Annotated in this window: 23 protein-coding genes; 21 read left to right on the forward strand and 2 right to left on the reverse strand. The window is 72.9% G+C overall.

Annotated features, from left to right (window positions below; genetic code table 11):
- The first annotated feature begins 28 nt into the window (after positions 1 to 28).
- From gmk to VFG42_RS00215, 7 genes are all read left to right on the forward strand, one after another.
- Positions 29 to 580 carry a guanylate kinase gene (gmk, locus tag VFG42_RS00185; protein ID WP_324903963.1) on the forward strand — a complete coding sequence of 184 codons (552 nt, stop codon included), beginning with the start codon at positions 29 to 31 and terminating at the stop codon, positions 578 to 580.
- A 3-nt stretch (positions 581 to 583) separates the two neighbouring features.
- Complete coding sequence (gene rpoZ / locus VFG42_RS00190; RefSeq protein WP_324903965.1) at positions 584 to 811, forward strand: DNA-directed RNA polymerase subunit omega; 228 nt, start codon at positions 584 to 586, stop codon at positions 809 to 811.
- Between the two features lie 9 nt (positions 812 to 820).
- Positions 821 to 2,074, forward strand: a complete 1,254-nt coding sequence (gene coaBC, locus VFG42_RS00195) for a bifunctional phosphopantothenoylcysteine decarboxylase/phosphopantothenate--cysteine ligase CoaBC (RefSeq protein ID WP_324903967.1) — start codon at positions 821 to 823, stop codon at positions 2,072 to 2,074.
- A 90-nt stretch (positions 2,075 to 2,164) separates the two neighbouring features.
- On the forward strand, positions 2,165 to 3,121 hold the full coding sequence (locus tag VFG42_RS00200; protein WP_324903969.1) for a MoxR family ATPase: 957 nt from the start codon (positions 2,165 to 2,167) through the stop codon (positions 3,119 to 3,121).
- A 12-nt stretch (positions 3,122 to 3,133) separates the two neighbouring features.
- On the forward strand, positions 3,134 to 4,255 hold the full coding sequence (locus tag VFG42_RS00205; RefSeq protein ID WP_324903971.1) for a DUF58 domain-containing protein: 1,122 nt from the start codon (positions 3,134 to 3,136) through the stop codon (positions 4,253 to 4,255).
- The gene (locus VFG42_RS00210; RefSeq protein ID WP_324903973.1) at positions 4,252 to 6,519 is read left to right on the forward strand and encodes a transglutaminase-like domain-containing protein; all 2,268 of its coding nucleotides are present in this window, start codon (positions 4,252 to 4,254) and stop codon (positions 6,517 to 6,519) included. The genes VFG42_RS00205 and VFG42_RS00210 overlap by 4 nt, the downstream gene beginning before the upstream one ends.
- Before the next feature lie 11 nt (positions 6,520 to 6,530).
- The gene (locus tag VFG42_RS00215) at positions 6,531 to 6,899 is read left to right on the forward strand and encodes a tetratricopeptide repeat protein (protein ID WP_324903975.1); all 369 of its coding nucleotides are present in this window, start codon (positions 6,531 to 6,533) and stop codon (positions 6,897 to 6,899) included.
- Positions 6,900 to 7,116: 217 nt separating this feature from the next.
- Here the strand turns inward: VFG42_RS00215 and VFG42_RS00220 are convergent, their stop codons facing one another.
- Complete coding sequence (locus VFG42_RS00220) at positions 7,117 to 7,530, reverse strand: hypothetical protein (protein WP_324903977.1); 414 nt, start codon at positions 7,528 to 7,530, stop codon at positions 7,117 to 7,119.
- 104 nt (positions 7,531 to 7,634) lie between these two features.
- Between VFG42_RS00220 and rimP the strand changes: the two genes are divergently transcribed.
- From rimP to VFG42_RS00270, 11 genes are read left to right on the forward strand one after another with little or no spacing between them, the layout of a single operon-like run.
- Positions 7,635 to 8,048 carry a ribosome maturation factor RimP gene (gene rimP, locus VFG42_RS00225; protein WP_324903979.1) on the forward strand — a complete coding sequence of 138 codons (414 nt, stop codon included), beginning with the start codon at positions 7,635 to 7,637 and terminating at the stop codon, positions 8,046 to 8,048.
- Between the two features lie 15 nt (positions 8,049 to 8,063).
- Positions 8,064 to 9,674, forward strand: coding sequence for a transcription termination factor NusA (gene nusA, locus VFG42_RS00230; RefSeq protein WP_324903981.1), 1,611 nt, complete (start codon positions 8,064 to 8,066; stop codon positions 9,672 to 9,674).
- A 23-nt stretch (positions 9,675 to 9,697) separates the two neighbouring features.
- Entirely contained in the window at positions 9,698 to 9,937 is a 240-nt protein-coding gene (locus tag VFG42_RS27360; protein WP_349260361.1) for a YlxR family protein, read from the forward strand.
- Entirely contained in the window at positions 9,915 to 13,085 is a 3,171-nt protein-coding gene (gene infB / locus VFG42_RS00235; RefSeq protein ID WP_324903983.1) for a translation initiation factor IF-2, read from the forward strand. The genes VFG42_RS27360 and infB overlap by 23 nt, the downstream gene beginning before the upstream one ends.
- A 27-nt stretch (positions 13,086 to 13,112) precedes the next feature.
- Positions 13,113 to 13,469, forward strand: coding sequence for a 30S ribosome-binding factor RbfA (gene rbfA, locus VFG42_RS00240; protein ID WP_324903985.1), 357 nt, complete (start codon positions 13,113 to 13,115; stop codon positions 13,467 to 13,469).
- The gene (locus VFG42_RS00245) at positions 13,469 to 14,491 is read left to right on the forward strand and encodes a DHH family phosphoesterase (RefSeq protein ID WP_324903988.1); all 1,023 of its coding nucleotides are present in this window, start codon (positions 13,469 to 13,471) and stop codon (positions 14,489 to 14,491) included. Before rbfA ends, VFG42_RS00245 begins: the two co-directional genes overlap by 1 nt.
- Before the next feature lie 19 nt (positions 14,492 to 14,510).
- Entirely contained in the window at positions 14,511 to 15,344 is an 834-nt protein-coding gene (truB, locus tag VFG42_RS00250) for a tRNA pseudouridine(55) synthase TruB (protein ID WP_324903989.1), read from the forward strand.
- Complete coding sequence (locus VFG42_RS00255; protein WP_324903991.1) at positions 15,341 to 15,730, forward strand: hypothetical protein; 390 nt, start codon at positions 15,341 to 15,343, stop codon at positions 15,728 to 15,730. Before truB ends, VFG42_RS00255 begins: the two co-directional genes overlap by 4 nt.
- A gap of 37 nt (positions 15,731 to 15,767) precedes the next feature.
- On the forward strand, positions 15,768 to 16,652 hold the full coding sequence (locus tag VFG42_RS00260) for a bifunctional riboflavin kinase/FAD synthetase (RefSeq protein ID WP_324903993.1): 885 nt from the start codon (positions 15,768 to 15,770) through the stop codon (positions 16,650 to 16,652).
- 25 nt (positions 16,653 to 16,677) lie between these two features.
- Positions 16,678 to 16,950, forward strand: coding sequence for a 30S ribosomal protein S15 (rpsO, locus tag VFG42_RS00265; protein WP_324903995.1), 273 nt, complete (start codon positions 16,678 to 16,680; stop codon positions 16,948 to 16,950).
- Between the two features lie 21 nt (positions 16,951 to 16,971).
- Complete coding sequence (locus VFG42_RS00270; RefSeq protein WP_324903997.1) at positions 16,972 to 17,439, forward strand: redoxin domain-containing protein; 468 nt, start codon at positions 16,972 to 16,974, stop codon at positions 17,437 to 17,439.
- On the opposite strand, the gene VFG42_RS00275 is transcribed toward VFG42_RS00270, so the two are convergent.
- The gene (locus VFG42_RS00275) at positions 17,377 to 17,886 is read right to left on the reverse strand and encodes an SRPBCC family protein (RefSeq protein ID WP_324903999.1); all 510 of its coding nucleotides are present in this window, start codon (positions 17,884 to 17,886) and stop codon (positions 17,377 to 17,379) included. The two genes, VFG42_RS00270 and VFG42_RS00275, sit on opposite strands and share 63 nt — an antisense overlap.
- A gap of 25 nt (positions 17,887 to 17,911) precedes the next feature.
- Here VFG42_RS00275 and VFG42_RS00280 point away from each other — a divergent pair, with 25 nt between their 5' ends.
- From VFG42_RS00280 to VFG42_RS00290, 3 genes are all read left to right on the forward strand, one after another.
- Positions 17,912 to 18,373, forward strand: coding sequence for a DsbA family protein (locus tag VFG42_RS00280; RefSeq protein ID WP_324904001.1), 462 nt, complete (start codon positions 17,912 to 17,914; stop codon positions 18,371 to 18,373).
- A gap of 77 nt (positions 18,374 to 18,450) precedes the next feature.
- Positions 18,451 to 20,751 (forward strand): polyribonucleotide nucleotidyltransferase, encoded by a 2,301-nt coding sequence (locus tag VFG42_RS00285; RefSeq protein WP_324904004.1) that lies wholly within the window; start codon positions 18,451 to 18,453, stop codon positions 20,749 to 20,751.
- Positions 20,752 to 20,768: 17 nt separating this feature from the next.
- A partial coding sequence (locus tag VFG42_RS00290) for a pitrilysin family protein (protein ID WP_324904007.1) occupies positions 20,769 to 21,983 on the forward strand: 1,215 nt, incomplete at its 3' end.

Genomic DNA, 21,983 nt, shown 5'->3' on the forward strand with positions numbered 1-21,983 from the left:
GCCGGCGCCGCGCGCGGGTTCCATCCGAATGCCGGGTGTGTTCGTCATCACCGGCCCCTCGGGGGTCGGCAAGGGCACGCTCATCCGCCTGCTGCGCGAGCGCGTGCCCGAGCTGGCGATGAGCGTGTCGGCCACGACGCGCCTGCCGCGCCCGGGCGAGACCCAGGGCGAGGACTATCACTTCATCTCCGACGACGAGTTCGCCCGACACGTCGCCGACGGGGACTTCGTCGAGTGGGCCGAGTACTCCGGCCGTCGCTACGGCACGCTGCGCGAGGAGCTGGACCGCCACACCTCCGGCGGTCGCCCGGTCGTCCTGGAGATCGAGGTGCAGGGCGCGCGCCAGGTGCGCGAGTCGCTGCCCGACGCCAAGCAGATCTTCATCAAGCCGCCGTCCGACGACGTGCTCCGCGAGCGCCTGATCGGGCGCGGCACCGACGACCCCGAGCAGATCGAGCGGCGCCTCAAGGTGGCCGAGGACGAGCTGGCCGCGGCCGACGAGTTCGAGCACGTCGTGGTCAACGACCGGCTCACCGACGCGGCCGACGCCCTGGAGGCGATCGTGCGCGGTACCATCTAGCGCGTGATCAGCCCCCGCATCGACAAGCTGCTCGACCACGTCGACTCCAACTACGCGTCGGTCCTCGTCGCCGCCAAGCGCGCGCGTCAGATCAACTCGTACTACCACAACTTGGGTGAGGGGACGTTCGACGAGTTCCCGCCGCCGATGGTGGAGACCGTCTCCAAGAACTACCTGACGATCGCGCTCGAGGAAGTCGCCGCGGGCAAGATCAAGTACCAGTACCGCTAGGACCTGGTCATGGCGCGTCTCCTGCTCGGCGTCAGCGGGGGCATCGCCGCCTACAAGGCGCTGGAGGTCGTGCGCCTGGCCACCAAGGCCGGGCACGCGGTCCGCGTCGTGCAGACGCCCACCGCCCAGCGCTTCGTCGGCGCCGCGAGCTTCGCGGCGCTGACCGGCGCCCCGGTGCTGGTCGACGAGTTCGAGCGCGACCCGGCACGCGGCGCGTTCCCGGACCAGGCCGCGCCGACGCACGACCCGGCCTCGCACCTGGAGCTGGTCCGCAACGCCGACGCGTACCTGATCGCGCCGGCGTCGGCCAACACCATCGCCAAGCTCGCCCACGGGCTGGCCGACAACCTGCTCACGTCGGCGGCGCTCGCCGCCTCCTGCCCGGTGCTCGTCGCGCCCGCGATGAACCATCACATGTGGGAGCACCCGGCGACGCGGGCCAACCTGTCGCTGTTGGCCGAGCGCGGCGTGACCGTGATCGACCCGACGACCGGCGCGCTGGCGACCAAGCACGAGTGGGGGACGGGCCGGCTGGCCGACGTCGCCGACCTCGTCGCGGCGTTCGAGGCCGTGGTCCCGGCGGGCGCGCGTCCGTGGGACGGCCTGCGCGTGCTCGTCACCGCCGGCGGCACGCGCGAGCCGATCGACGCGGTCCGCTACGTCGGCAACCGCTCGTCGGGTCGCATGGGCTTCGCGGTCGCCGAGGAGGCGGCGGCGCTCGGCGCCGAGGTCACGGTCGTCGCGGCCAACGTCTCGCTGCCGCGCCGGGCGGGCGGGGCGATCTCCTACGTCGACGTCGAGACGGCGGCCCAGCTCGGCGACGCCTGCCGGGAAGCGTTCGCGCGCTGCGACGTCCTCGTGATGAGCGCCGCGGTCGCCGACTTCCGGCCGGCCGCCGCCCACGAGGGCAAGCTGAAGAAGACCGAGCGCGACGACATGGTGTTGACGCTGGAGAAGACCGAGGACGTGCTGACCGGCCTGGCCGCCGGGCGGCGGCCCGACCAGACGCTGGTCGGCTTCGCCGCCGAACATGGCGCGGGCGCGCTGGAGTACGGCCGCGACAAGCTCGCGCGCAAGGGGTTGGATGCGGTGGTGGTCAACGACGTCAGCCAGCCCGGCATCGGCTTCGATGCCACCGACAACGAGGTGACGATCGTCACCGTGGCGGGCGACGAGCCGGTGCCGCGCGGGACGAAGGCCGAGGTCGCCCGCGCGATCCTCGCGACCGTCGACCGCCTGCGCGCCGGAGCGGCCGCCCGATGAGAGCGGGCCGCGGGACGCGCCCAGGAGTGCTCGCCGTGGCGGCACGCGCTCGCCGGGGGCGCGTTCGCGCGGCGGGGGAAGGGGCGCGGCGTGAGCGCTGAGGGCCTCGACGGCAGCGAGGTCGCTCGCGCCGGGCTGCTCGCGCGCCGCATCGCCGAGGCGGTCCGGGACGCCGTCGAGGTGCGCCAGGACGTGCTGGAGGACCTGCTGGTCTGCGTCCTGGCCGAGGGCCACGTGCTGATCGAGGACCTGCCGGGCGTGGGCAAGACGACGCTCGCGCGCGCCATCGCGCGCGTGACCGACCTCGCGTTCCAGCGGGTGCAGTGCACGGCCGACCTGCTGCCCGCCGACGTGGTCGGCACCAACGTCTTCAACCAGCGCGAGGACCGCTTCGAGTTCCGGCCCGGCCCGATCTTCGCCAACGTCGTGCTCGTCGACGAGGTCAACCGCGCCTCGCCCAAGACCCAGTCCGGGTTGTTGGAGTGCATGCAGGAGCGGCGCGTGACCGTCGACGTCCACTCCCACGAGCTGGCCCGGCCGTTCGTCGTGCTGGCCACGCAGAACCCGGTCGAGTTCGAGGGGACCTACCCGCTGCCCGAGGCGCAGGTCGACCGCTTCATGGCGCGGCTGACGCTCGGCTACCCGACGCCGGCCGCCGAGGTCGACATGCTGCGCTCGCACGAGGCGGGCGACCGCGTCGACCGGATGGAGCCGGTCGCCTCGGCCGCCGACGTTCTCGATGCCATCGAGATCACGCAGCGGATCACGGTCTCCGACCGCCTGCGCGGCTACATCGTGGCCTTGCTCCAGCGCACGCGCGACGACGCGCGCACCGAGCTGGGGGCGTCGCCGCGCGCGGGGCTGATGCTGCTGCGCGCCGCCAAGGCGCGGGCGCTGCTGCAGGGCCGCGACCACGCGCTGCCCGACGACGTGCAGGCGCTCGCGCGCGTCGTGCTCGCGCACCGGATCGTGTTGGCGCCCGAGGCGCTGGACGCGACGCCGGAGCAGATCGTCGCCGACGCGCTGGCCAACACGCCGGCGATGTAGGGGAGGGCGCCCGTGCAGGAGACCGTCCGCCCGCTCCTGCGCACCGCGGCGCTGGGCGTGGTGCTGATCGTCTGCGCCGGGCTGCTGGACGCCGAGCCGCTGTACGTCGCGGGCTCCGCGTTCCTGGTGCTGTCGTTCGGCGCGGTCGTCTGGGTCGTGGTCGGCACGCGGGGCGTGCGGGCCACGCGGACGGTCGGCGTCACGCGCGCGATGGAGGAGCAGGCCGTCCCGGTCGAGATCGTCGTGACGTCGCCGCGGCCGCTGCCGACCGGCGGGGTGCTCGACGCGCTGCTGCCCGCGCTGGCGCCGCTGGCCACCGGCCGGCGGGTCACGCGCGTGCGGATCGACGTGCGCTTCGAGCGCCGCGGGCGCAAGGTCCTCGCGCCGCCGCGCGTGGCGGTGCGCGACCCCTTCGGGTTGTTGGTGCGGATCGCGCGCGGGCCGCGGATCGACCCCGACGAGGTGCTGATCCTGCCGCGCATCGAGCCGGTCGTCGCGCCCGGCGGTGGGCAGGACGGCACGGGCGCGCTGACGCTCGGGCGGCGCACGTCGGTCGCCGCGGAGGTCGAGCTGGACGGGCTGCGCCAGGCGCGCGAGGGGACGTCGGCGTCGCGGATCTACTGGCCGTCGATCGCCAAGCGCGGCGAGCCGCTGGAGCGTCGGCTGCGCGACGACAGCGACACGCGCCCGCTGGTCGTGCTCGACCCGCGCGCGGCGGCCGCCGAGGAGGACCTCGACGCGGCGGTGCGCGCCGCCGCGTCGCTGGCCGTGCATCTCGCGCGCGCGGGCGGGTGCGCGCTGCTGATCCCCGGCGACCGCCGGCCCGCCGCGCTGGACCCCGGCCTCGTCGGATGGGCGCATCTGCACGCGCGGCTGGCGCTCGTCGACGGCGACACGCCGCCGCCGCTGACCGGCCTGGCCACCCGTCGCGGCCCGATCGTCTACGTCGCCGCGCGCCGCCTCACGCGGCCGCCGCGCGCGCTGGCCCACGCGCCGGGCGGCGGCCGCGTGCTCGTCGTCCCCGGGCCGATCGCGGGCCGGCGCCCGGCCTTCGCGGTCGCCGACTGCCTCGGCTACGAGCTGTCGAAGGCGCGCCGCGCGGACCTGAGCCCGACCCGTCCGGCGGCCGCATGACGGCGATCCCCGCACCCGCCGCCGCCCGGCCGGCGCCCGGCGCCCGGGTCTCGCCGTGGATGCTGCGGCTCTGCGCGATCGGCGCGCTGGGGCTGTTCTGCGCCGTGCAGTGGGCGGGCGTCGTCCGGCCCGCGGAGACCGGCAAGCTGGTCGCGCTCTACCTGGTGGCCATGGTCGGCGGCGTGTTGGTGGCCACGGCGCTGGAGCGGCCGACGTGGACCGAGCGCTGGGGCGCGATCGCCGCGATCGTCGTCGTCGCGCTGTTGGTGATGTTGGTGCTCTGCGGGATGTCGAGCCGCTACCTGCGGCCCGATCGCTGGGACACGCTGGCCGTCCACCTCGGCAACGCGATCGGCACGCTGCCGGCGCTGCGGATGCCCTACCGCGGCAGCGACGAGTGGGTGCGGATCGTGCTGCTGGTCGGCGGCGGCGTGATGCTGCTGTGCTCGGCGACCTTCGCGCTGGCGCCGCGGCCGTGGCCGTTCGGGGCCGCGTTCACGTTGACGATGATGTACGTCACGGCGATCGTCGAGCACCGGCCCGACCACCCGTACGCGGACGGGGCGGTCTTCGCGCTGCTGCTGGCGGCGCTGCTGTGGGGCGACCGCCTCTCCGGCAAGGAGGCGCCGCTCGCGGCCGTGCTGGCCGTCGGCGCGGTCGTGGCGTCGGCGATCCTCGCGCCGCACCTGGACTCCCCGCGGCCGTGGGTGGACTACGAGGCCATCGCCGAGTCGCTGCAGGGCGGGAAGTCCACCACCTTCGACTGGAACCACAGCTACTCGCCGTTGGACTGGCCGCGCGACGGGCTGGAGCTGGCCCGCATCCGCTCACGGGGCGACCTGTACTACAAGACCGCCAACCTGGAGGACTTCGACGGGCGCGAGTGGGTCCAGGCCAAGAGCAGGCCGGCCGGGACCGACGACACCCAGTACGCCTACGCGCACCCGGGCTGGACCCAGACGATCCACGTCGACGTCAAGGGCCTGAAGAGCAAGCAGTTCGTGACGGCGGGGACGACGGCGTTCGTCAACCGCTCCAGCAAGAAGGTGGCCGAGGCGACGCCGGGGACGTTCCAGGCGATCGGCAAGCCGCTGCGCCGCGGCGACGGGTACGACGCGCTCGTCTACTACCCGCGGCCGACGATGATCGAGATGAAGGCGGCGCCGACCGACTACCCCTACTTCGCGCTGTCGAAGCTCGCGCTGGAGATCCCGGAGGACGACGGCGACAAGCTCGAGGTCCACGTCGCGCCGTGGGGCAGCTCCGCGCCGTCGGTGGCGATCGGCCGGCAGGGCTACCGGATGTACGACGTCGACCAGGCGATGGCGGCGTCGCGCTACGCCCGCGAGTGGGAGCTGGCCCAGGAGCTCGCGGGCGGCTCGACCGACCCCTATGACTTCGTCCAGCACGTGATGGCCCGCGTGCAGCGCGACGCCCGCTACACGGAGACGCCGCCGTCGCCGGGCAAGCTCGAGCCGCTGGACGCGTTCCTGTTCCGCGACCACGCCGGGTACTGCCAGCACTTCGCGGGCGCCACGGCGCTGCTGCTGCGCATGGGCGGGGTCCCGGCGCGCGTGGTCGCGGGCTTCTCGCCGGGCTCGCGCGACGGCAAGGACCACATCATCCGCGACCTCGACGCCCACTCCTGGGTCGAGGTGTACTTCCCGCGGATCGGCTGGGTGACGTTCGACCCGACGCCCGGCGACTCGCCCGCCCGCGGCCAGCAGACCGACACGCTGGCCGTGAAGACGTCGGGCTCGACCACGAAGGACCGCTCCGCGGCGACGAGCGACCGTCGCTCGGACCCGACCGCCGGCGGCCACGCCGACGTCGCCTCCGCGGCGGGCGGTGGGGCGACCGGCTGGTACGTCCTGGCGGCCGTGGTCCTGCTCCTGGCGCTCGGGACGTGGCTGGCGTCGTGGCGGCGGGCGCGGCGGCTGGCGGCCACGGGCGACGCGGAGATCGCCGAGCTGCGGCTGGCGCTGCGCCGGTCGGGGCGAACGGTGGGGGACGATCTGACGCTCGCGCGCGTCGAGCGCATGCTCGCCGGATCCGACGGCGCGCTGGGCTACGTGCGGGCGCTGCGGGTCGCGCGCTACGGCCCCGATCCGGACGCGGCGCCGACGCCGACGCAGCGTCGCGCGCTGCGCCGCGAGCTGGCCGCGGGCCTCGGCCTGGGCGGCCGGCTGCGCGCGCTGTGGGCCCTGCCGCCGCGGCTCGCGGAGCTGCGTGAGGCGTGCAGGCCCCGCCGCCGCGCGTCCTAACATGATCCGCCATGACCGAGCCAGGCGCCTACGAGCTGTTTCAGCAAGGCACCCAGCTCCTGGAGGCGGGCGACCATCACGCGGCGACCGTGCCGCTCAGCCGCGCCCGGGAGCTGGCGCCCGACAAGGACTCCGTCCGCGAGGCCTACGGCCGCGCGCTCTTCGGAGCGCAGCGCTATTCGGAGGCCGCCGAGGAGTTCGAGGCCGTCGTGGACCACGCGCCGACCAACGACTACGCCTTGTTCTGCCTCGGCCGGTCGCTGCAGCAGCTGGGGCAGCACGCGGAGGCGCTGAAGCCGCTGGCGCTCGCGGCGACGCTGCAGCCGCAGCGCAAGGACTACGCGAAGTACCGGGACCAGTCGCGGCGCCGGGCGGCGTAGGGGTCGGGGCGAGGGTGGTGCTTCTGTCGCCCGACATCACACCCGGCTCGGCTCTGCGCGGACGAGTGGCACGTCGAGGGCGCCTGGCGACCCCAGGCTGCCATCGATCTTGAGGACGCTACAGGTCTGGATGCCGGTCCCGCCCCAGCGTCCCGCGCCCTCTGGGCCCGGCGCCCCGGCCGCGAACGACACCAGACGCCGGCACGCCCACCCGGCCTCACTCGCTCGATGGGCTTGCCCACGACCGCTCCGCGCCACCCGCCGAGCCCGCGCCGGACACCAGCCGCGCTCGCGCCTCCACGACCGCGCCCAGCATCCGATCCAAGGCGTCAGCGTCACCGGCCGCCGCCTCCGGGATCTCCGCCTGAACCCACACGTCACCGCCCGAGGAGTGCGCGTACCGCGCGAGCGCTCCCAGCCGGTTGGCGTGCAACAACCGGTGGGCGTCATGGACCCCCGGAGGCGCCGCCCAGCACTGCGCGCGCAAGAGCCCACCGCTGAGCCGGAGCCCCACATTCGCGCCGTCGACCGCCAGTCCCCACTCGCCCGCGGCCACCTCGCGAAACGCCACGCCGGACTGCTGCAAGAACGCCGTCACGGCGGCGACGACGTCCCTCGAAGGCTGCTCCATGCTGCTATTCTCGCTGGACAACTTCCGTGTCGGCGGGCGACCGCCGATGATGTACAGGGAGCGGGCGTGAGCCCGCTCTTTCATTTGAGAGGGGAGGGTTGAACATGAGCACGATCCAGGACGACATCGAGGCCAAGCTCGCCGAGCGCGAGCCGGAGGTCGAGGTCCTCAGCGCGGAGCTGCGCGGCGACACGGTCGAGCTCTACATCGACCACCCCGAAGGGGTCACGCTCGACCTCTGCGAGCGCGTCACGAACGCGCTCCCGGAGCTGCTGGAGGAGCACGGCCTGACCGTGTCCTCGCCCGGACCCGAGCGGCCCCTCAGCAAGCCGGAGCACTTCCGGCGGTTCATCGGTCATCGAGCGAAGGTGCGCACGCGCGCCGAGCACGATGGCCACAAGTCGTTCACCGGCGAGCTCGTGGGAGCTTCCGAGACGGAGGTCACGGTCGCCGCCGGCACCGGCGTCGTGACGATCCCGTACAGCGACATCTCCCGGTCCAACCTCGTCGAGTCCTAGGAGCATCGGAGCCTCATGTCCCGCGAGATCCTGGAAGCCATGACCGCGCTGGCGCGCGAGAAGGGCATCTCCCCCGAGAAGCTCATGACCGCGCTGGAAGACGCGCTCCTCTCGGCCTACAAGAAGCTGCCCGGCGCCGCCCGCTACGCGCGCGTCGAGGTCGACCACGAGACCGGTGACTTCGTCGTCATCCGCTACCGCATCCCGAAGGACCTGGAGGCGGAGCTGATCGGTGAGACCATCGAGGAGGAGTCGTACTACGACCCCGAGACCGGTGAGAAGGTCGAGCCGCAGGACCCCGAGATCGACCCGGCGAAGTTCGAGCAGTACCGGGACCGCATCGAGGAGATCGACGACACCCCCGAGGACTTCGGCCGCATCGCCGCGCAGACCGCCAAGCAGGTCATCCTGCAGCGGATCCGCGAGGCCGAGCGCGACATGATGTTCGAGGAGTTCCGCGACCGCGTCGGCGAGCTGATCACCGGCATCGTCCAGCAGTCGGACTCCCGCTACACGCTGGTCCAGCTGCGCGACCGCGTCGAGGCGCTGCTGCCCAAGGGCGAGCAGGTCGACGGCGAGCGCTACGACCACGGCCAGCGCGTCAAGGCGGTCATCAAGGAGGTCTCGCCCTCCACGAAGGGGCCGTCGATCATCGTCTCCCGCCGCGACGGCGAGCTGATCAAGAAGCTGTTCGAGCTGGAGGTCCCGGAGATCGCCGACGGGCTGGTGGAGATCGCCAACGTCGCCCGCGAGCCCGGCTACCGCTCCAAGATCGCCGTCGTCAGCCATGCCGACGGGGTCGACCCGGTCGGCGCCTGCGTCGGCCCGCGCGGCTCCCGCGTGCGGATGGTCGTCTCCGAGCTGCGCGGCGAGAAGATCGACATCATCCCCTACAACGACGAGCCCGCCCGGTTCGTCGCCAAGGCCCTGAGCCCCGCCCGCGTCCGCGAGGTGCTCGTCGACGACGAGTCCAAGCAGGCGACGGTCATCGTCCCCGACGACCAGCTCTCGCTGGCCATCGGGCGCGAGGGGCAGAACGCGCGCCTGGCCGCCCGCCTGACCGGCTGGCGGATCGACATCAAGTCCGAGACCGACTTCGCGCAGACCGCGACGCAGACCGACGAGGACTTCGACGGCGCCGTCGAGGAGGTCGGCGGCCGCTGCCAGGCGATCAGCGTGCGCGGGCGTCGCTGCCCGAACGAGGCGCTGCCGGGCTCGCCGTTCTGCGGCCTGCCCAAGCATCAGGCGCTGTCGCGGTTCACGACCGCGGCGGTCGCGATCCTGGAGCCGCTCTCCGACGAGGAGATCGCGGACCTCTCGGATCCCGACAAGACCTGGGACGACGTCGTCGACATCGTCACCCGGGCCGAGGAGCTGTACGGCGACCAGGAGGAGATCGCGGTCGACGAGAGCGCCGAGCCCGAGGAGGGCGAGTTCGACGAGGTGGCCGTCGAGGACGGCGAGATCGCCGTCGAGGAGGGCGAGGTGGCCGTCGAGGACGGTGAGATCGCCGTCGAGGCGGAGGTCGCCGAGGAGGGCCTGGAGCCCGCGCCGGAGGCGGCCGAGCCAGACGGCGAGGTCGACTCCGCGGACGCGACCGACGAGGCCGAGGAGCCGGCGTCGTAACCTCTAGTCCGCACCGGCGCTGCATCGGGTGCGGGACGGTCCGTCCCAAACCCGAGTTGCTGCGCCTGGTGTCGGTGGGTGGCAGGGTCGTCGTGGACCCCGCTGCCACAATGCCCGGGCGCGGCGCCTACGTGTGCGGCCCCGAGTGCGCCGAACGGGCGGTGAAGCGCCGCGCCGTGAGTCGTGCCCTGAGGGGCCCGGCCGAGATTTCCGAAGACTTCGTAGAATCGATTCGACTGCATGGCAAAGAAGCGCATCCATGAGATCGCCAAGGAGCAGGGGCTGTCCTCCAAGGACGTCCTCGAGAAGCTCCAGGCCGCCGGCCTCGACGTGAAGGCCGCCGCCTCCACCGTGGAGGAGGCCGATGCCCTGCGCGCGATCGGCGGCGGCTCCGCGAAGGCCACCGGCAACGGGGCCCAGGCCGCCGCGTCCGAGACCGAGGCTCCGGCCGGTCGCGGCACGCCCGCGCGCCCGAACGCGGCCTCGTCCGGTCGCGGCGCCCCCGTGCGCCCGCCCGAGGGGCGCGGCCAGCCCGTGCGTCCGCCCGCCGGCCGCGGCCAGCCCGTCCGTCCCGGCCAGGCTCCCGCCGGCCGTGGCACCCCGGCACGCCCGCCGCAGGGCCGTGGCGCCCCCGTGCGTCCGGGCCAGGCGCCCGCGCGCGGCCAGGGCGCCGGCGGCGGCTCGGGCCAGCAGGCCCGCGGCGGCTCCGGCGCCAACGCGCCGCAGCGCCCGGTCCCGCGCCGTCCCGTCCTCGACGACCTTCCGGTCGATCCGCGCCGCCAGATGGGCCGCAGCGGCCCCGGCCAGGCCCGGACCGCGCCGCAGCAGCCGACCGAGCAGCAGCAGCAGCCCGCCGCCGCGCAGCCGCCGGCCGAGCAGCCCGCGGCCAAGGCTCCGGAGACGACGCCGGCCGCCGCGCCGAAGCAGGCCGCTCCGGCCACCGAGGCCCCCAAGCAGGCTCCCGCGCCGGCCGCCGCCGCGCCGCAGGCCCCTGCCCCCGCGGCGTCGAAGCAGCCCGCCGCGCCCCGGCGGGAGAAGCCGGCCCCGGCCAAGCCCGCCGCGAAGGCCCCGCAGCGTCCCGCGCCGCAGCGCCCGGTCGCGCCGCGCCCGTCCGGCGCGCCGTCGTCGGTCCCGCAGCGCACGCCGAACAAGCCGCCGCGCCGTGGCGCCGCGCCGATCATCGTCCAGCCCGAGCAGCCCGCCGCCCCGGTCGAGCCGGAGCAGCCCGCCGCCGAGGCCAAGCCCGCCGACGCCGCGACGCCGGCCGCCAAGGGCAAGCCCGGCGCCAAGGGCAAGGAGAAGGACACGGGCCCGAAGATCGTCCCGCACGTCGAGCCGCCCGCCAAGGGCGCCGGCCCGCGGATCATCTCCGTCCCCGAGCCCCCGAAGCGCCCCAAGCGCGACGAGACGCAGTCGGTCCCGTCCAGCGCGGGCGGCCGCCCGAACCGCGGCGGCATGCGCTCCGAGGGCGGCCCCGGCGCAGGCAAGCGCCGCGTCGTCATCGACTCGCAGGCCGCGCGCCGCGGTCCCGGCGGTGGGCCTCCCGGCCCCGCGCCGAACCGTCCCCCGCGCCGCCGTCGCCGTCGCCGTCGCACGCCGATGGAGGACACGCCGCAGGTCCTGGCGGCCGATCAGCTGACGCGCACCGACACGATCCGGATCAACTCCGGCTCGACGGTCAAGGACGTCGCCGAGTACCTCGGCGTCCCGGTGCCGGACGTCATCAAGCAGCTGATGTCGATGGGCGTCCTGGCGACGCTGACCAAGACGCTGGGCGACGACGAGATCGAGCTGATCGCCGACGCGCTCGACAAGAAGATCGAGATCGTCTCGCTGTCCGACGAGGCCGACACCGAGCTGGAGTTCGACGACGCCGACGAGGATCTCGTCGAGCGCCCGCCGGTCGTCACGATCATGGGCCACGTCGACCACGGCAAGACGTCGCTGCTGGACGCGATGCGCGAGACCGACGTCGCCGCGGGCGAGGCCGGTGGCATCACGCAGCACATCGGCGCCTACCAGGTCCACCACAACGGCAAGACCATCACCTTCCTGGACACCCCGGGCCACCAGGCGTTCACCGCCATGCGTGCCCGCGGCGCCCGGGTCACGGACATCGCGATCATCGTGGTCGCCGCCGACGACGGCGCGCGCCCGCAGACCGACGAGGCGATCGACCACGCGCACGCCGCGGACGTCCCGATCATCGTCGCGGTCAACAAGATCGACAAGGAGGGCGCGGATCCGACCCGCGTCCGCACCGAGCTGACCCAGCGCGGCCTGCAGCCGTCCGAGTGGGGCGGCGAGACCGAGTACGTGGACGTGTCCGCCAAGGCGCGGACCAACCTGGAGGACCTGCTCGACACGATCCTCGTGGTCGCCGAGCTGGAGGAGCTGGAGGCCAACCCGAACGCCGAGGCGTCGGGCGTCGTCATCGAGTCCAAGCTCGACCCGGGCCGCGGCCCGGTCGTCACGGTCCTGATCCAGCGCGGCACGCTGAAGGTCGGCGAGTCGCTCGTGGCCGGCGCCGAGCCGGGCCGCGTCCGCGCGATGATCGACTACCGCGGCGAGCGCGTCACCGAGGCCGTGCCGGGCGATCCGGTCGAGATCCTCGGCTTCGACGGCGTCCCGGACGCGGGCGAGGTCGTCCGCGTGGTCGCCAACGACCGCGAGGCCCGCCGCCTGGCCCAGGAGCGCGAGACGCGCGAGAAGGCCGAGGCGCTGGCGCGCCGCTCGGGCCGCAAGGTCTCCTTCGAGGACGTGTTCAAGCGCGCCCGCGAGGAGGAGCTGGCCGAGCTGCCGCTGGTCATCAAGGGCGACGTCGCCGGCTCCGTCGAGGCGCTGGAGGACGAGATCGCCCGCCTGCCGCAGGACGAGGTCCGCGTCGACGTGCTGCACAGCGGCGTCGGCGGGATCAACGAGTCCGACGTCATGCTCGCCGCCGCGTCGGAGGCCGTCATCATCGGCTTCAACGTGCGCCCGGTGGGCGACGCCGCCGCGCTGGCCGACCGCCAGGGCGTGGAGATCCGCAACTACTCGGTGATCTACGCGGCGCTCGACGACCTGCGCGCGGCGATGCAGGGCCTGCTCGCCCCCGAGGAGGTCGAGGAGACGATCGGCACGGTCGAGGTCCGCCAGACGTTCCGCGCGTCGAAGATCGGCATCATCGCCGGCTCCTACGTCACCGACGGCGTCGTGCGCCGCGGGGCGAAGGTCCGCGTGGTCCGCGACGGCACGGTCATCGGCGACACCCGGATCGACACCCTGCGCCGCTTCAACGACGACGCCCGCGAGGTCGCCGCCGGGTACGAGTGCGGCATCGTCCTGGACAAGTTCCAGAACATCCAGGAGGGCGACGTGCTGGAGGTCTACGAGACGCGGCAGGTGGAGCGTCAGCTCCAGCCGTCGTAGCCTCGCCGATTTCCGTAAGGGTCTAGGATGAGTCCTGGAGGAGCGCGCATGCGTCGCGTGGACGAGGCCGTCCGCGAAGTGCTCGGCGATGCGGTCACCCAAGATCTCAAGGACCCACGGGTCGGATTCGTGACAGTCACCGAGGTGCGGACGAGCCCTGACCTGCGCCATGCGCGGGTGTTCGTCAGCGTCTTCGGCACGCCGGAGGAGAAGACGGCGACGCTGGAGGGGCTCGCGTCCGCGCACGGCATCCTCCAGGCGCGCGTCGCCCGGGAGCTGCGGCTGAAGCGGACCCCGGCGCTGGAGTTCACGCTCGACGACACCGCCGAGCGCGCCGCCAAGCTGGAGGCGCTGATCGAGGACGTCACGGAGGACGAAGGCTGATGGCGGGCGATGCGGCGATGGCGGCGCGCGACCAGGTGCTGGCGGAGATCCGCTCCGGCACCGGGTTCTGCCTGGTGACCCACGAGCATCCCGACGGCGACGCCCTCGGCTCGCTCGTGGCCATGCACCGGATCCTGACCGCGCTGGGCAAGGACTCCGTGATGCTCATGGCGGCGGACGAGTTCCCGCTGCCCTACGAGTACCGCTTCTTCGACCTGGCGGGGCTTTCGACGGTGCCGCCGACCGATCTCCCGTCGCGCACGATCATCTACCTCGACTGCGGGAACATCGACCGCAATCCGCTGGGGATCGTCAAGGGCGACGACGTCCACATCCTCAACGTGGACCACCACCACGACAACACGCGCTTCGGCACCGTGAACCTCGTGGACCCCGAGGCCGCCTGCACGACCGAGATCGTGTGGGACCTCATGCGGCGCCTGGGCGTCGAGGCCGACCAGGAGATCGCCGAGGCGCTGTACGTCGGGCTGGTCACCGACACCGGCCGGTTCATGTACGAGAACACCGGGCCGCGGGCGCACGTGATGGCCGCGGAGCTGATCGAGGCGGGCGTCGACACGCACGCGATCTACCGCCGGCTGTACGAGGACATGCCCTACGCGAAGTTGGAGCTGTTGGGGCGTGCGCTGGCACGGGTGGAGCGCCACGACGGCGGCTCGCTGACCGTCGCGCGGGTGACCCGCGAGGACTACGAGGCCGTCGGCGCCGAGGACTCCTACACCGAGGGCATCATCGACCACCTGCGGTCGGTGGAGCAGACGAAGGTGGCGGCGCTGTCGCGCGAGGTCGAGACGATCGGGGCCAACGGCGGCTCCGGCGTGCGCAAGAAGGTCTCGCTGCGGTCGACCGACGGCGAGGTCGACGTGAGCGCGATCGCGCGGGCCGGCGGGGGCGGAGGCCACCGCCAGGCGGCGGGCTTCACCACCGAGCTGGGCGACGACGAGCTGGTCGCGTTCCTGCGCGAGCAGATCGCGGCGCAGCTGGCGCTGTCGTCGACGTAGCCGCCGAGGGACGGACGCCGTGGATGGCGTGATCCTCGTCGACAAGCCCGCCGGGCCGTCGTCGCATGACGTCGTCGCGCGGGTGCGGCGCGCCCTGGGGCGCGGCGTGAAGGTCGGGCACGGCGGCACGCTCGACCCGTTCGCCACCGGGTTGTTGTTGGTGTTGGTGGGGCGGGCGACGCGGATCCAGCGGTTCCTGATGGAGTTGCCCAAGGAGTACGTCACCGAGGCGAAGCTGGGGTGGACGTCGACCACCGGCGACCCGGAGGGCGAGCTGGCGCGCACGGGCCGTGTGCCGCCCGCCGACGCGGTGCTGCCGACCGGCCTCGTCCGCCAGCGCCCGCCGGCCTACAGCGCGATCAAGATCGACGGCCGCCGCGCCTATGCGCGGGCACGGGCGGGGGAGGACGTCGTGGTCCCCGAGCGCGAGGTCCGCGTCGACGCCTTCGAGCAGCTCTGGCGCGACGGCGACGACCGCGCCGCCTTCCGCATCGCCTGCTCCTCCGGCACCTACATCAGGTCCTTGATCATGGACCTGGGCGACGCCTACTGCCTCTCGCTGCGCCGCACGAGCATCGGGCCGTTCAGCGTGGCCGACGCGAGCGCGCCGCCCGACCGAGAGGACCCCGAGCCCTACGCACCGCAGCTCATCGCCCTCGGCGACGCCCTGCGCTCCGTGCTGCCGACGCTGACGCTGGACGCCGACGCCGCCACCCGCGCCGGCCACGGCCGGCTCGTCCCGGTCGACGCGCCCGACGGCGAGCATCTGGTGCTCGACCCCGCCGGCGACCCCGTCTGCGTCGCGCTCGTCACCTTCGGGCGCGCCAAGCCCCGCGTAGGCTTCCGGGCATGATTCCCTGGATCCTCGTCCCGGCCGTGCTGGCCGCCGCCGCGGCGCCGTCGTCCTCGTCGAAGGCCGTGGTGACGTGCCTCGACGCGCACGGCACGCCCGCGCGCGTCGTCAAGCCGAAGGCGTGCACGTTCGTGCTGAAGGGCGTCGAGGACGTCGGCGCCACCCGCGTGACGCTCACCCGGATCCGTTGGAAGGGCTGGGGCGCGACGATCGCCACGGGCACCGGGACGTTCGTCGGGAACATGGGCGCACGGTCGGGCGGCAGCGTCCGTCTCAGCCGCCTGAAGCCCTGCCCCGGCCGCGGCACCAAGGCCTACACGCGCATCTCGGTCCGGCCCGCCGGCCAGAAGAAGGCGACCGTCCTCGACCTCGCCGGATGCGGTTGAGCGCGGTCCGAGGGTCGATCGTCATAGGCTTCCCCGCGTGAAGCTCACGTATCTCCCCGACGTGGAGCCGCGACCGCGCCGGGTTGCGATCGGGACGTTCGACGGCGTGCATCTCGGGCATCGCGAGGTGATCGCGGGTGCCGAGACGGTCGTGACGTTCGATCCGCATCCGCAGTCGGTGGTCGCGCCGGGGAGCCAGCCGAAGCTGTTGACGACGCTGGAGCGCAAGGCGGAGTTGATCGAGACGCTCGGGGTGCAGGAGCTGGTCGTCATCCCGTTCGACGGGGACTTCGCGGCGCGCAGCGCCCAGGACTTCGTCGAGCACGTGCTCGTCCAGCGCGTCCAGGCGACGCACGTGTCGGTCGGCGAGAACTTCCGCTTCGGCCACAAGGCGCAGGGCGACGTCGAGCTGCTGCGGGCCGATCCGCGCTTCGAGACGCGCGTCGTCCCGCTGCTGGAGGTCGACGGCGAGGTCGTCTCCTCCAGCCACATCCGCGGGCTCGTGAGCGGCGGTGCCGTCCAGTACGCCGACCAGCTGCTCGGCGCGCCGTTCGCGGTCGAGGGCGAGGTCGAGCACGGCGACAAGCGCGGCCGCACGCTCGGCTTCCCGACCGCCAACCTCGTCCCGCGCCCGGGCTACGTCGTGCCGGGCCACGGCGTCTACGCGTGCCGTGTCGCGCTGCCGGACGGGACGCTCGTCCCGGCGGCCACGAACGTCGGCGTCCGGCCGCAGTTCGTCACCGGCCGCGGCGAGCTGATCGAGGCGTTCCTCATCGACTGGACGGGCGATCTGTACGGCGCGCGGATCCGCGTCGAGTTCCTCCGTCGTTTGCGGGGAGAACGCCGGTTCGAGTCCGTCGACGCGCTCGTGGAGCAGATGCATCGGGACGTCGACGAGGCACGGCAGATCGTCTCGGGCTGACGGCTGCTAACCTGCTCCGCCGCACATGAGCACGCTGACCGCTGACCGCAAGCAGGAGATCATCGCGAAGTTCGGGGAGAGCACCCAGGACACGGGTTCGACCCGGGTTCAGGTCGCCCTGCTGACCGCGCGGATCAACGATCTGACCGAGCACCTCCGCGAGCACAAGAAGGATCACCACTCGCGTCGTGGCCTCCTGATGCTCGTCGGCCAGCGTCGTCGTCTTCTCAACTACCTGCAGAAGAACGACCTCGAGCAGTACCGCTCGCTCATCGCCGAACTCGGCCTGCGCCGCTAAGCGCGGCGCTCCCGCCCGGCCATGTCGATCATCGCGCCGGGCACCCCGGTCCCGGACTTCGTCCTCAAGCGCGAGGACGGCAGCGACTTCACGCAGGACGACCTGCGGGGGAAGACCACCGTCCTGGTCTTCTACCCGTTCGCGTTCTCGCCGGTCTGCACAGACCAGCTCTCGATCTACCACGAGGCGCTGGGCGAGCTGGCCGAGGAGGGCGCGGTGATGTACGCGGTCTCCACCGACGCGACGCCGTCGCAGATCGCCTTCCGCGAGAAGCTCGGCGTCGCGATCGAGCAGCTCTCGGACTTCGAGCCCAAGGGCGAGACGTCCAAGAAGCTCGGCGCCTACTTCGCGCCCGCCGGGATGACCAACCGCGCGCTGGTCATCGTCGGACCCGACGGCGTGGTCACGTGGTCGCACCTGGCCGACTCACCCGGGGACCTGCCCGGCGTGAACCTGATCTTCGACGGCCTGGCCGCCGCCTCCGCGTAGCGCGCCGACGACCGCCTCGCGGCGGAAGTCGAAGATCTTCGCGACGTCGCGGTGCACGAACGCCCGCGCGGCGATCTCGCCCGCGAAGCCCCAGCCGATCGCGTACCGCACCGTGTCGGTCATCAGCGTCTCGCCGGGGCCGTGCTCCGCGAACGCGTGCGTGTGATGCCACAGCGCGTAGGGCCCGCGCACCTGCACGTCCACGAACCGCGCCGGCGGCTCCCACGCCTGGATCGACGTCAGCCAGCTCAGCGCGATCCCGTGCAGCCGCAGCCGGTACTGGATCAGCGTCCCGACCCGCATCTCGACCTCGTCGGGCGTCACCACCTCGAACCCCAGCCACGGCGGCGTGATCGCCTCCAGGTTGCGCGGCCGCGCGAAGAACGGGAACACCTCCTCCGGCGTCCCGGGGAGGACCTGCGACCGGCGCAGCGTGAAGACCTTCATCGCCCACAGGTACGGTCCACGGCGGATGCCCGATCTCACCAGCGCGCCGATCCCGCCGGTCACGGACAGCGACCACGTCCGCGGCGACGTGCGCGACCCGGAGCTGCTGGTGATGTACGCCGACTTCACCTGCCCGCGCTGCGCGGCCAAGGCGCTGGCGATGCGCGACCACGACGAGCCCGTCGTCTTCCGCCACTTCGCGCTGAGGACGCGCCACCCGCGCGGCGTCGCGCTCGCCCACGCCGCCGAGGCGGCGGCGCTGCAGGGCGCGTTCTGGCCCTTCCACGACAGCCTCTTCGCCGACCAGGGCCACGTCGACGACCCGCATCTGTGGGCCCGCTGCGAGCGGCTCGGCCTCGACGTCGGACGCTTCGAGGCCGATCGGCATTGCGCCGCGGTCGCCGAACGGGTATCCAGTCAGCTTCGTGAAGGCCTTCGTGCAGGGGTGACAGGAACCCCTGCATTGCTGCGCCCCACGGTAGACTGACCGAAGTTTCGGATCGACAAGAATCACGAGAAGCCGGCCCGCCGAGTCCGACGCGTGGGCCACAGGAAGGAAGACATATGTCAGATGACGCCGTGACCACGGTCTCCGTGGAGATCTCCGGGACGGAGATCACGTTCGAGACCGGGAAGATGGCCAAGCAGGCCTCCGGCGCCGTCGTCGTCCGCCAGGGCGACACGATGGTGTTGAACACCGCGACGGTCGGCTCGCTGCGCGACGTCGACTTCTTGCCGCTCACCGTCGACGTCGAGGAGCGCATGTACGCCGCGGGCAAGATCCCCGGCTCGTTCTTCAAGCGCGAGGGTCGTTCCGGCGAGAAGGCGACGCTCACCGCGCGCATGATCGACCGCCCGATCCGCCCGCTGTTCCCCAAGGGCTGGCACTTCGAGACGCAGCTCGTGACGATCACGCTCAGCGTCGACCACGAGCACCCCTACGACATCCTCGCGATGAACGGCGCGTCCGCCGCGCTGATGATCTCCGAGGTCCCGCTGCCCACGCCGGTCGGCGCGGTCCGCATCGGCAAGATCGAGGGCAACTTCGTCGTCAACCCGGCGGAGGAGGACCTCCTCGAGAACACCGACCTCGACCTCGTCGTGGCCGGCACCGAGGAGGCCATCCTGATGGTCGAGGCGGGCGCCAACGAGGTCTCCGAGGCGGAGATGCTCGACGCGCTCGACATCGCCCACGACGCGATCAAGAAGCTGTGCGCCGCGCAGCGCGAGCTGGCCGAGAAGGTCGGCAAGCCGAAGCTGCAGATCGAGGCGCCGCAGGTCGACCCGGGCCTCCTGGGCGAGATCCAGGCCTCCCACGGCGCCGACCTCGACGCCGCGACCCAGGTCTTCGACAAGCTCGAGCGCCAGGACGCGACCAAGGCCGTCGAGGAGTCCGTGCTGGAGAAGTACTCCGGCGACCCCGGCGCCGACACCTACGCCGAGTACCGCGGCAAGGCCGCCGCGGCCTTCGCCAAGCTCGAGAAGCAGATCATCCGCGAGCGCATCGCCCGCGACAAGAAGCGCCCCGACGGCCGCTCCGAGACCGAGATCCGCCCGATCACGATCGAGGTCGGCGTCCTGCCGCGCACGCACGGCTCCGCGCTGTTCACCCGCGGCCAGACCCAGGCCCTGAGCGTCGCCGCCCTCGGCACGCTCAAGGAGGAGATGCGCCTGGACACGCTGGGCCTGGAGACCAAGAAGTTCTACTGGCACCACTACAACTTCCCGCCGTTCTCGGTGGGCGAGGCGGGCTTCATGCGCGGCCCCAAGCGCCGTGACATCGGCCACGGCGCCCTCGCCGAGCGCGCGCTGGTGCCGGTCGTCCCGCACGTCGACGACTTCCCCTACACGATCCGCGTGGTCTCCGACATCCTGGAGTCCAACGGCTCCTCGTCGATGGCCTCGGTCTGCGGCAGCTCGCTGTCGCTGATGGACGCGGGCGTGCCGATCAAGGCGCCGGTCGCGGGCATCGCGATGGGCCTGATCAAGGAGGGCGACGACTACACCGTCCTCACCGACATCGCCGGCGTCGAGGACCACCTCGGCGACATGGACTTCAAGGTCGCCGGCACGTCCGAGGGCATCACCGCCCTGCAGATGGACATCAAGATCACGGGCGTCACCTTCGACATCCTGCGCGACGCGCTCGCCCAGGCCAAGGAGGCCCGCCTGTCGATCCTGGGCAAGATGAAGGACGCGATCGACGGCCCGCGCGAGCAGCTGTCGGCCTACGCGCCGCGCATCATCACGGTCCAGATCGACCCGTCGAAGATCGGCCTGCTGATCGGCAAGGGCGGCGAGACGATCCGCGGCCTCTCCGAGGAGTTCGAGTCCCAGATCGACGTCAACGACGACGGCCAGGTGCTCGTGTACTCCGCCAACGGCGAGCTGGGCGAGAAGCTGGCCGAGCGCATCCGGACGATGACCAAGGAGGTCGAGGTCGGCGACTCGTTCTCCGGCAAGGTGGTCAAGACCACCACGTTCGGCGCCTTCGTCGAGCTGGCCAAGGGCACCGACGGCCTGCTGCACATCTCCAACGTGTCGCCGGGCAACCGCGTCGGCACGGTCGAGGAGGTCCTCAACAAGGGCGACGAGATCGACGTGCGCGTGGTCGAGGTCGACCGCGAGCGCGGCCGCATCGGCCTGCGCCTGGCGGCCGACCCGGAGATCGAGGGCAAGTCCGTCGAGGAGCTGGCCGAGGTCGGCGCCGGCGGTGGCGGCGGCAACGGCGGCGGTCCGCGCCGTGAGCGCGGCGGCGACCGCGGGCCGCGCCGCGACCGTGACGGCGGCGGCGACCGCGGCGACCGCCCGCGCGGCTCCGGCCGCCCGCGGCACCGCAGCGACCGCGATCCCGATCGCGACTGAGCGAGCGAGCCGACCGCTTGCACGAAGAGCACCGCCTGACCGAGCTGGGCTCGGGCGTCCGGGTCGTCACCGAGTCCATGGACTCGGTGCGATCCGCGGCGCTGGGCTTCTGGATCGGGACGGGCTCGGGCTTCGAGGACGCCGACCGCGCGGGCCTGTCCCATCTGCTGGAGCACATGCTGTTCCGGGGGACGGCCCGCTACGGGTCGCTGGAGATCGACCAGATCTTCGACGGCATGGGCGCCGAGATCAACGCGGGGACGGGCAAGGAGACCACCTCGGTCTACTCGCGCGTCCTCGACGTGCACCTGGAGCGCGCGTTCGACGTCATGGCCGACATGGTCTGGCGTCCGCGGATCGCCGACGAGGACCTCGCCCAGGAGCGCGAGATCGTCCTCGAGGAGATCGCGATGTACGAGGACGATCCGCAGGACCGCGTCTTCGACGTGCTCGGCGAGGCCGTCTTCGGCGACCACCCGCTGGGTCGGGCGATCATCGGCACCCGCGAGGTCGTCGCGGGCACGCCCGCCAGCGAGATGAAGGCCTTCCACGCGGCGCGCTACACGGCGCAGAACGTGGTGGTCGCGGCGGCCGGCTCGGTCGACCACGACCGGCTGGTCGAGCTGGTCCAGGCGACGATCGGCGACCCGGCCCCGAGCGGCCCGCCGCCGACGCCGCTGGCGATCCCCGACGCGGCCGTCGCGCGCCGGCGCTTCCTCGCCAAGGAGACCGAGCAGTACCACGTGGCCTTGGGCGCGCCCGGCATCGCGCGCGACGACGAGCGGCGCTTCGCGCTGCGGATCCTGGACACGGTCCTCGGCGGCACGTCGTCGTCGCGGCTGTTCCAGGAGGTGCGCGAGCAGCGCGGCCTCGCCTACGCCGTCTACTCGTTCCAGTCGCTGTACCGCGGGACCGGGCAGGTCGGCCTCTACCTCGGCACGCGCCCGGACAACGTCGGCTCGGCGATGGAGGTCGTGGCGCGCGAGCTGGAGAAGCTGCGCGAGGAGCCCGCCACGCCGGAGGAGCTGGCGCGGGCCAAGGAGAACGTCAAGGGGCGGATCGTGCTGGCCCTGGAGTCCACGAGCGCGCGCATGAACCGGCTCGGCGCGTCGCTGCTGGGCGACCTGCCGCTGCTGAGCGTCGACGAGGTCGTCGAGCACATCGAGGCGGTCACCCACGACGACCTCGTCGAGCTGGCGCGCGAGTGCTTCGACCCGGCGCGCCTGAGCGCG

Origin of the sequence: Baekduia sp. (assembly GCF_035685985.1) — a bacterium.
In the GTDB taxonomy this organism is placed as follows: Bacteria; Actinomycetota; Thermoleophilia; order Solirubrobacterales; family Solirubrobacteraceae; genus Baekduia.

Coding starts and splice junctions, on each gene's coding strand:
- gmk (WP_324903963.1), top strand. CDS start 29: ATGCCGGGTGTGTTCGTCATCACCGGCCCCTCGGGGGTCGGCAAGGGC.
- coaBC (WP_324903967.1), top strand. CDS start 821: ATGGCGCGTCTCCTGCTCGGCGTCAGCGGGGGCATCGCCGCCTACAAG.
- VFG42_RS00210 (WP_324903973.1), top strand. CDS start 4,252: ATGACGGCGATCCCCGCACCCGCCGCCGCCCGGCCGGCGCCCGGCGCC.
- VFG42_RS00215 (WP_324903975.1), top strand. CDS start 6,531: ATGACCGAGCCAGGCGCCTACGAGCTGTTTCAGCAAGGCACCCAGCTC.
- VFG42_RS00220 (WP_324903977.1), bottom strand. CDS start 7,530: ATGGAGCAGCCTTCGAGGGACGTCGTCGCCGCCGTGACGGCGTTCTTG.
- rimP (WP_324903979.1), top strand. CDS start 7,635: ATGAGCACGATCCAGGACGACATCGAGGCCAAGCTCGCCGAGCGCGAG.
- nusA (WP_324903981.1), top strand. CDS start 8,064: ATGTCCCGCGAGATCCTGGAAGCCATGACCGCGCTGGCGCGCGAGAAG.
- infB (WP_324903983.1), top strand. CDS start 9,915: ATGGCAAAGAAGCGCATCCATGAGATCGCCAAGGAGCAGGGGCTGTCC.
- rbfA (WP_324903985.1), top strand. CDS start 13,113: ATGAGTCCTGGAGGAGCGCGCATGCGTCGCGTGGACGAGGCCGTCCGC.
- VFG42_RS00245 (WP_324903988.1), top strand. CDS start 13,469: ATGGCGGGCGATGCGGCGATGGCGGCGCGCGACCAGGTGCTGGCGGAG.
- VFG42_RS00255 (WP_324903991.1), top strand. CDS start 15,341: ATGATTCCCTGGATCCTCGTCCCGGCCGTGCTGGCCGCCGCCGCGGCG.
- rpsO (WP_324903995.1), top strand. CDS start 16,678: ATGAGCACGCTGACCGCTGACCGCAAGCAGGAGATCATCGCGAAGTTC.
- VFG42_RS00270 (WP_324903997.1), top strand. CDS start 16,972: ATGTCGATCATCGCGCCGGGCACCCCGGTCCCGGACTTCGTCCTCAAG.
- VFG42_RS00275 (WP_324903999.1), bottom strand. CDS start 17,886: ATGAAGGTCTTCACGCTGCGCCGGTCGCAGGTCCTCCCCGGGACGCCG.
- VFG42_RS00280 (WP_324904001.1), top strand. CDS start 17,912: ATGCCCGATCTCACCAGCGCGCCGATCCCGCCGGTCACGGACAGCGAC.
- VFG42_RS00285 (WP_324904004.1), top strand. CDS start 18,451: ATGTCAGATGACGCCGTGACCACGGTCTCCGTGGAGATCTCCGGGACG.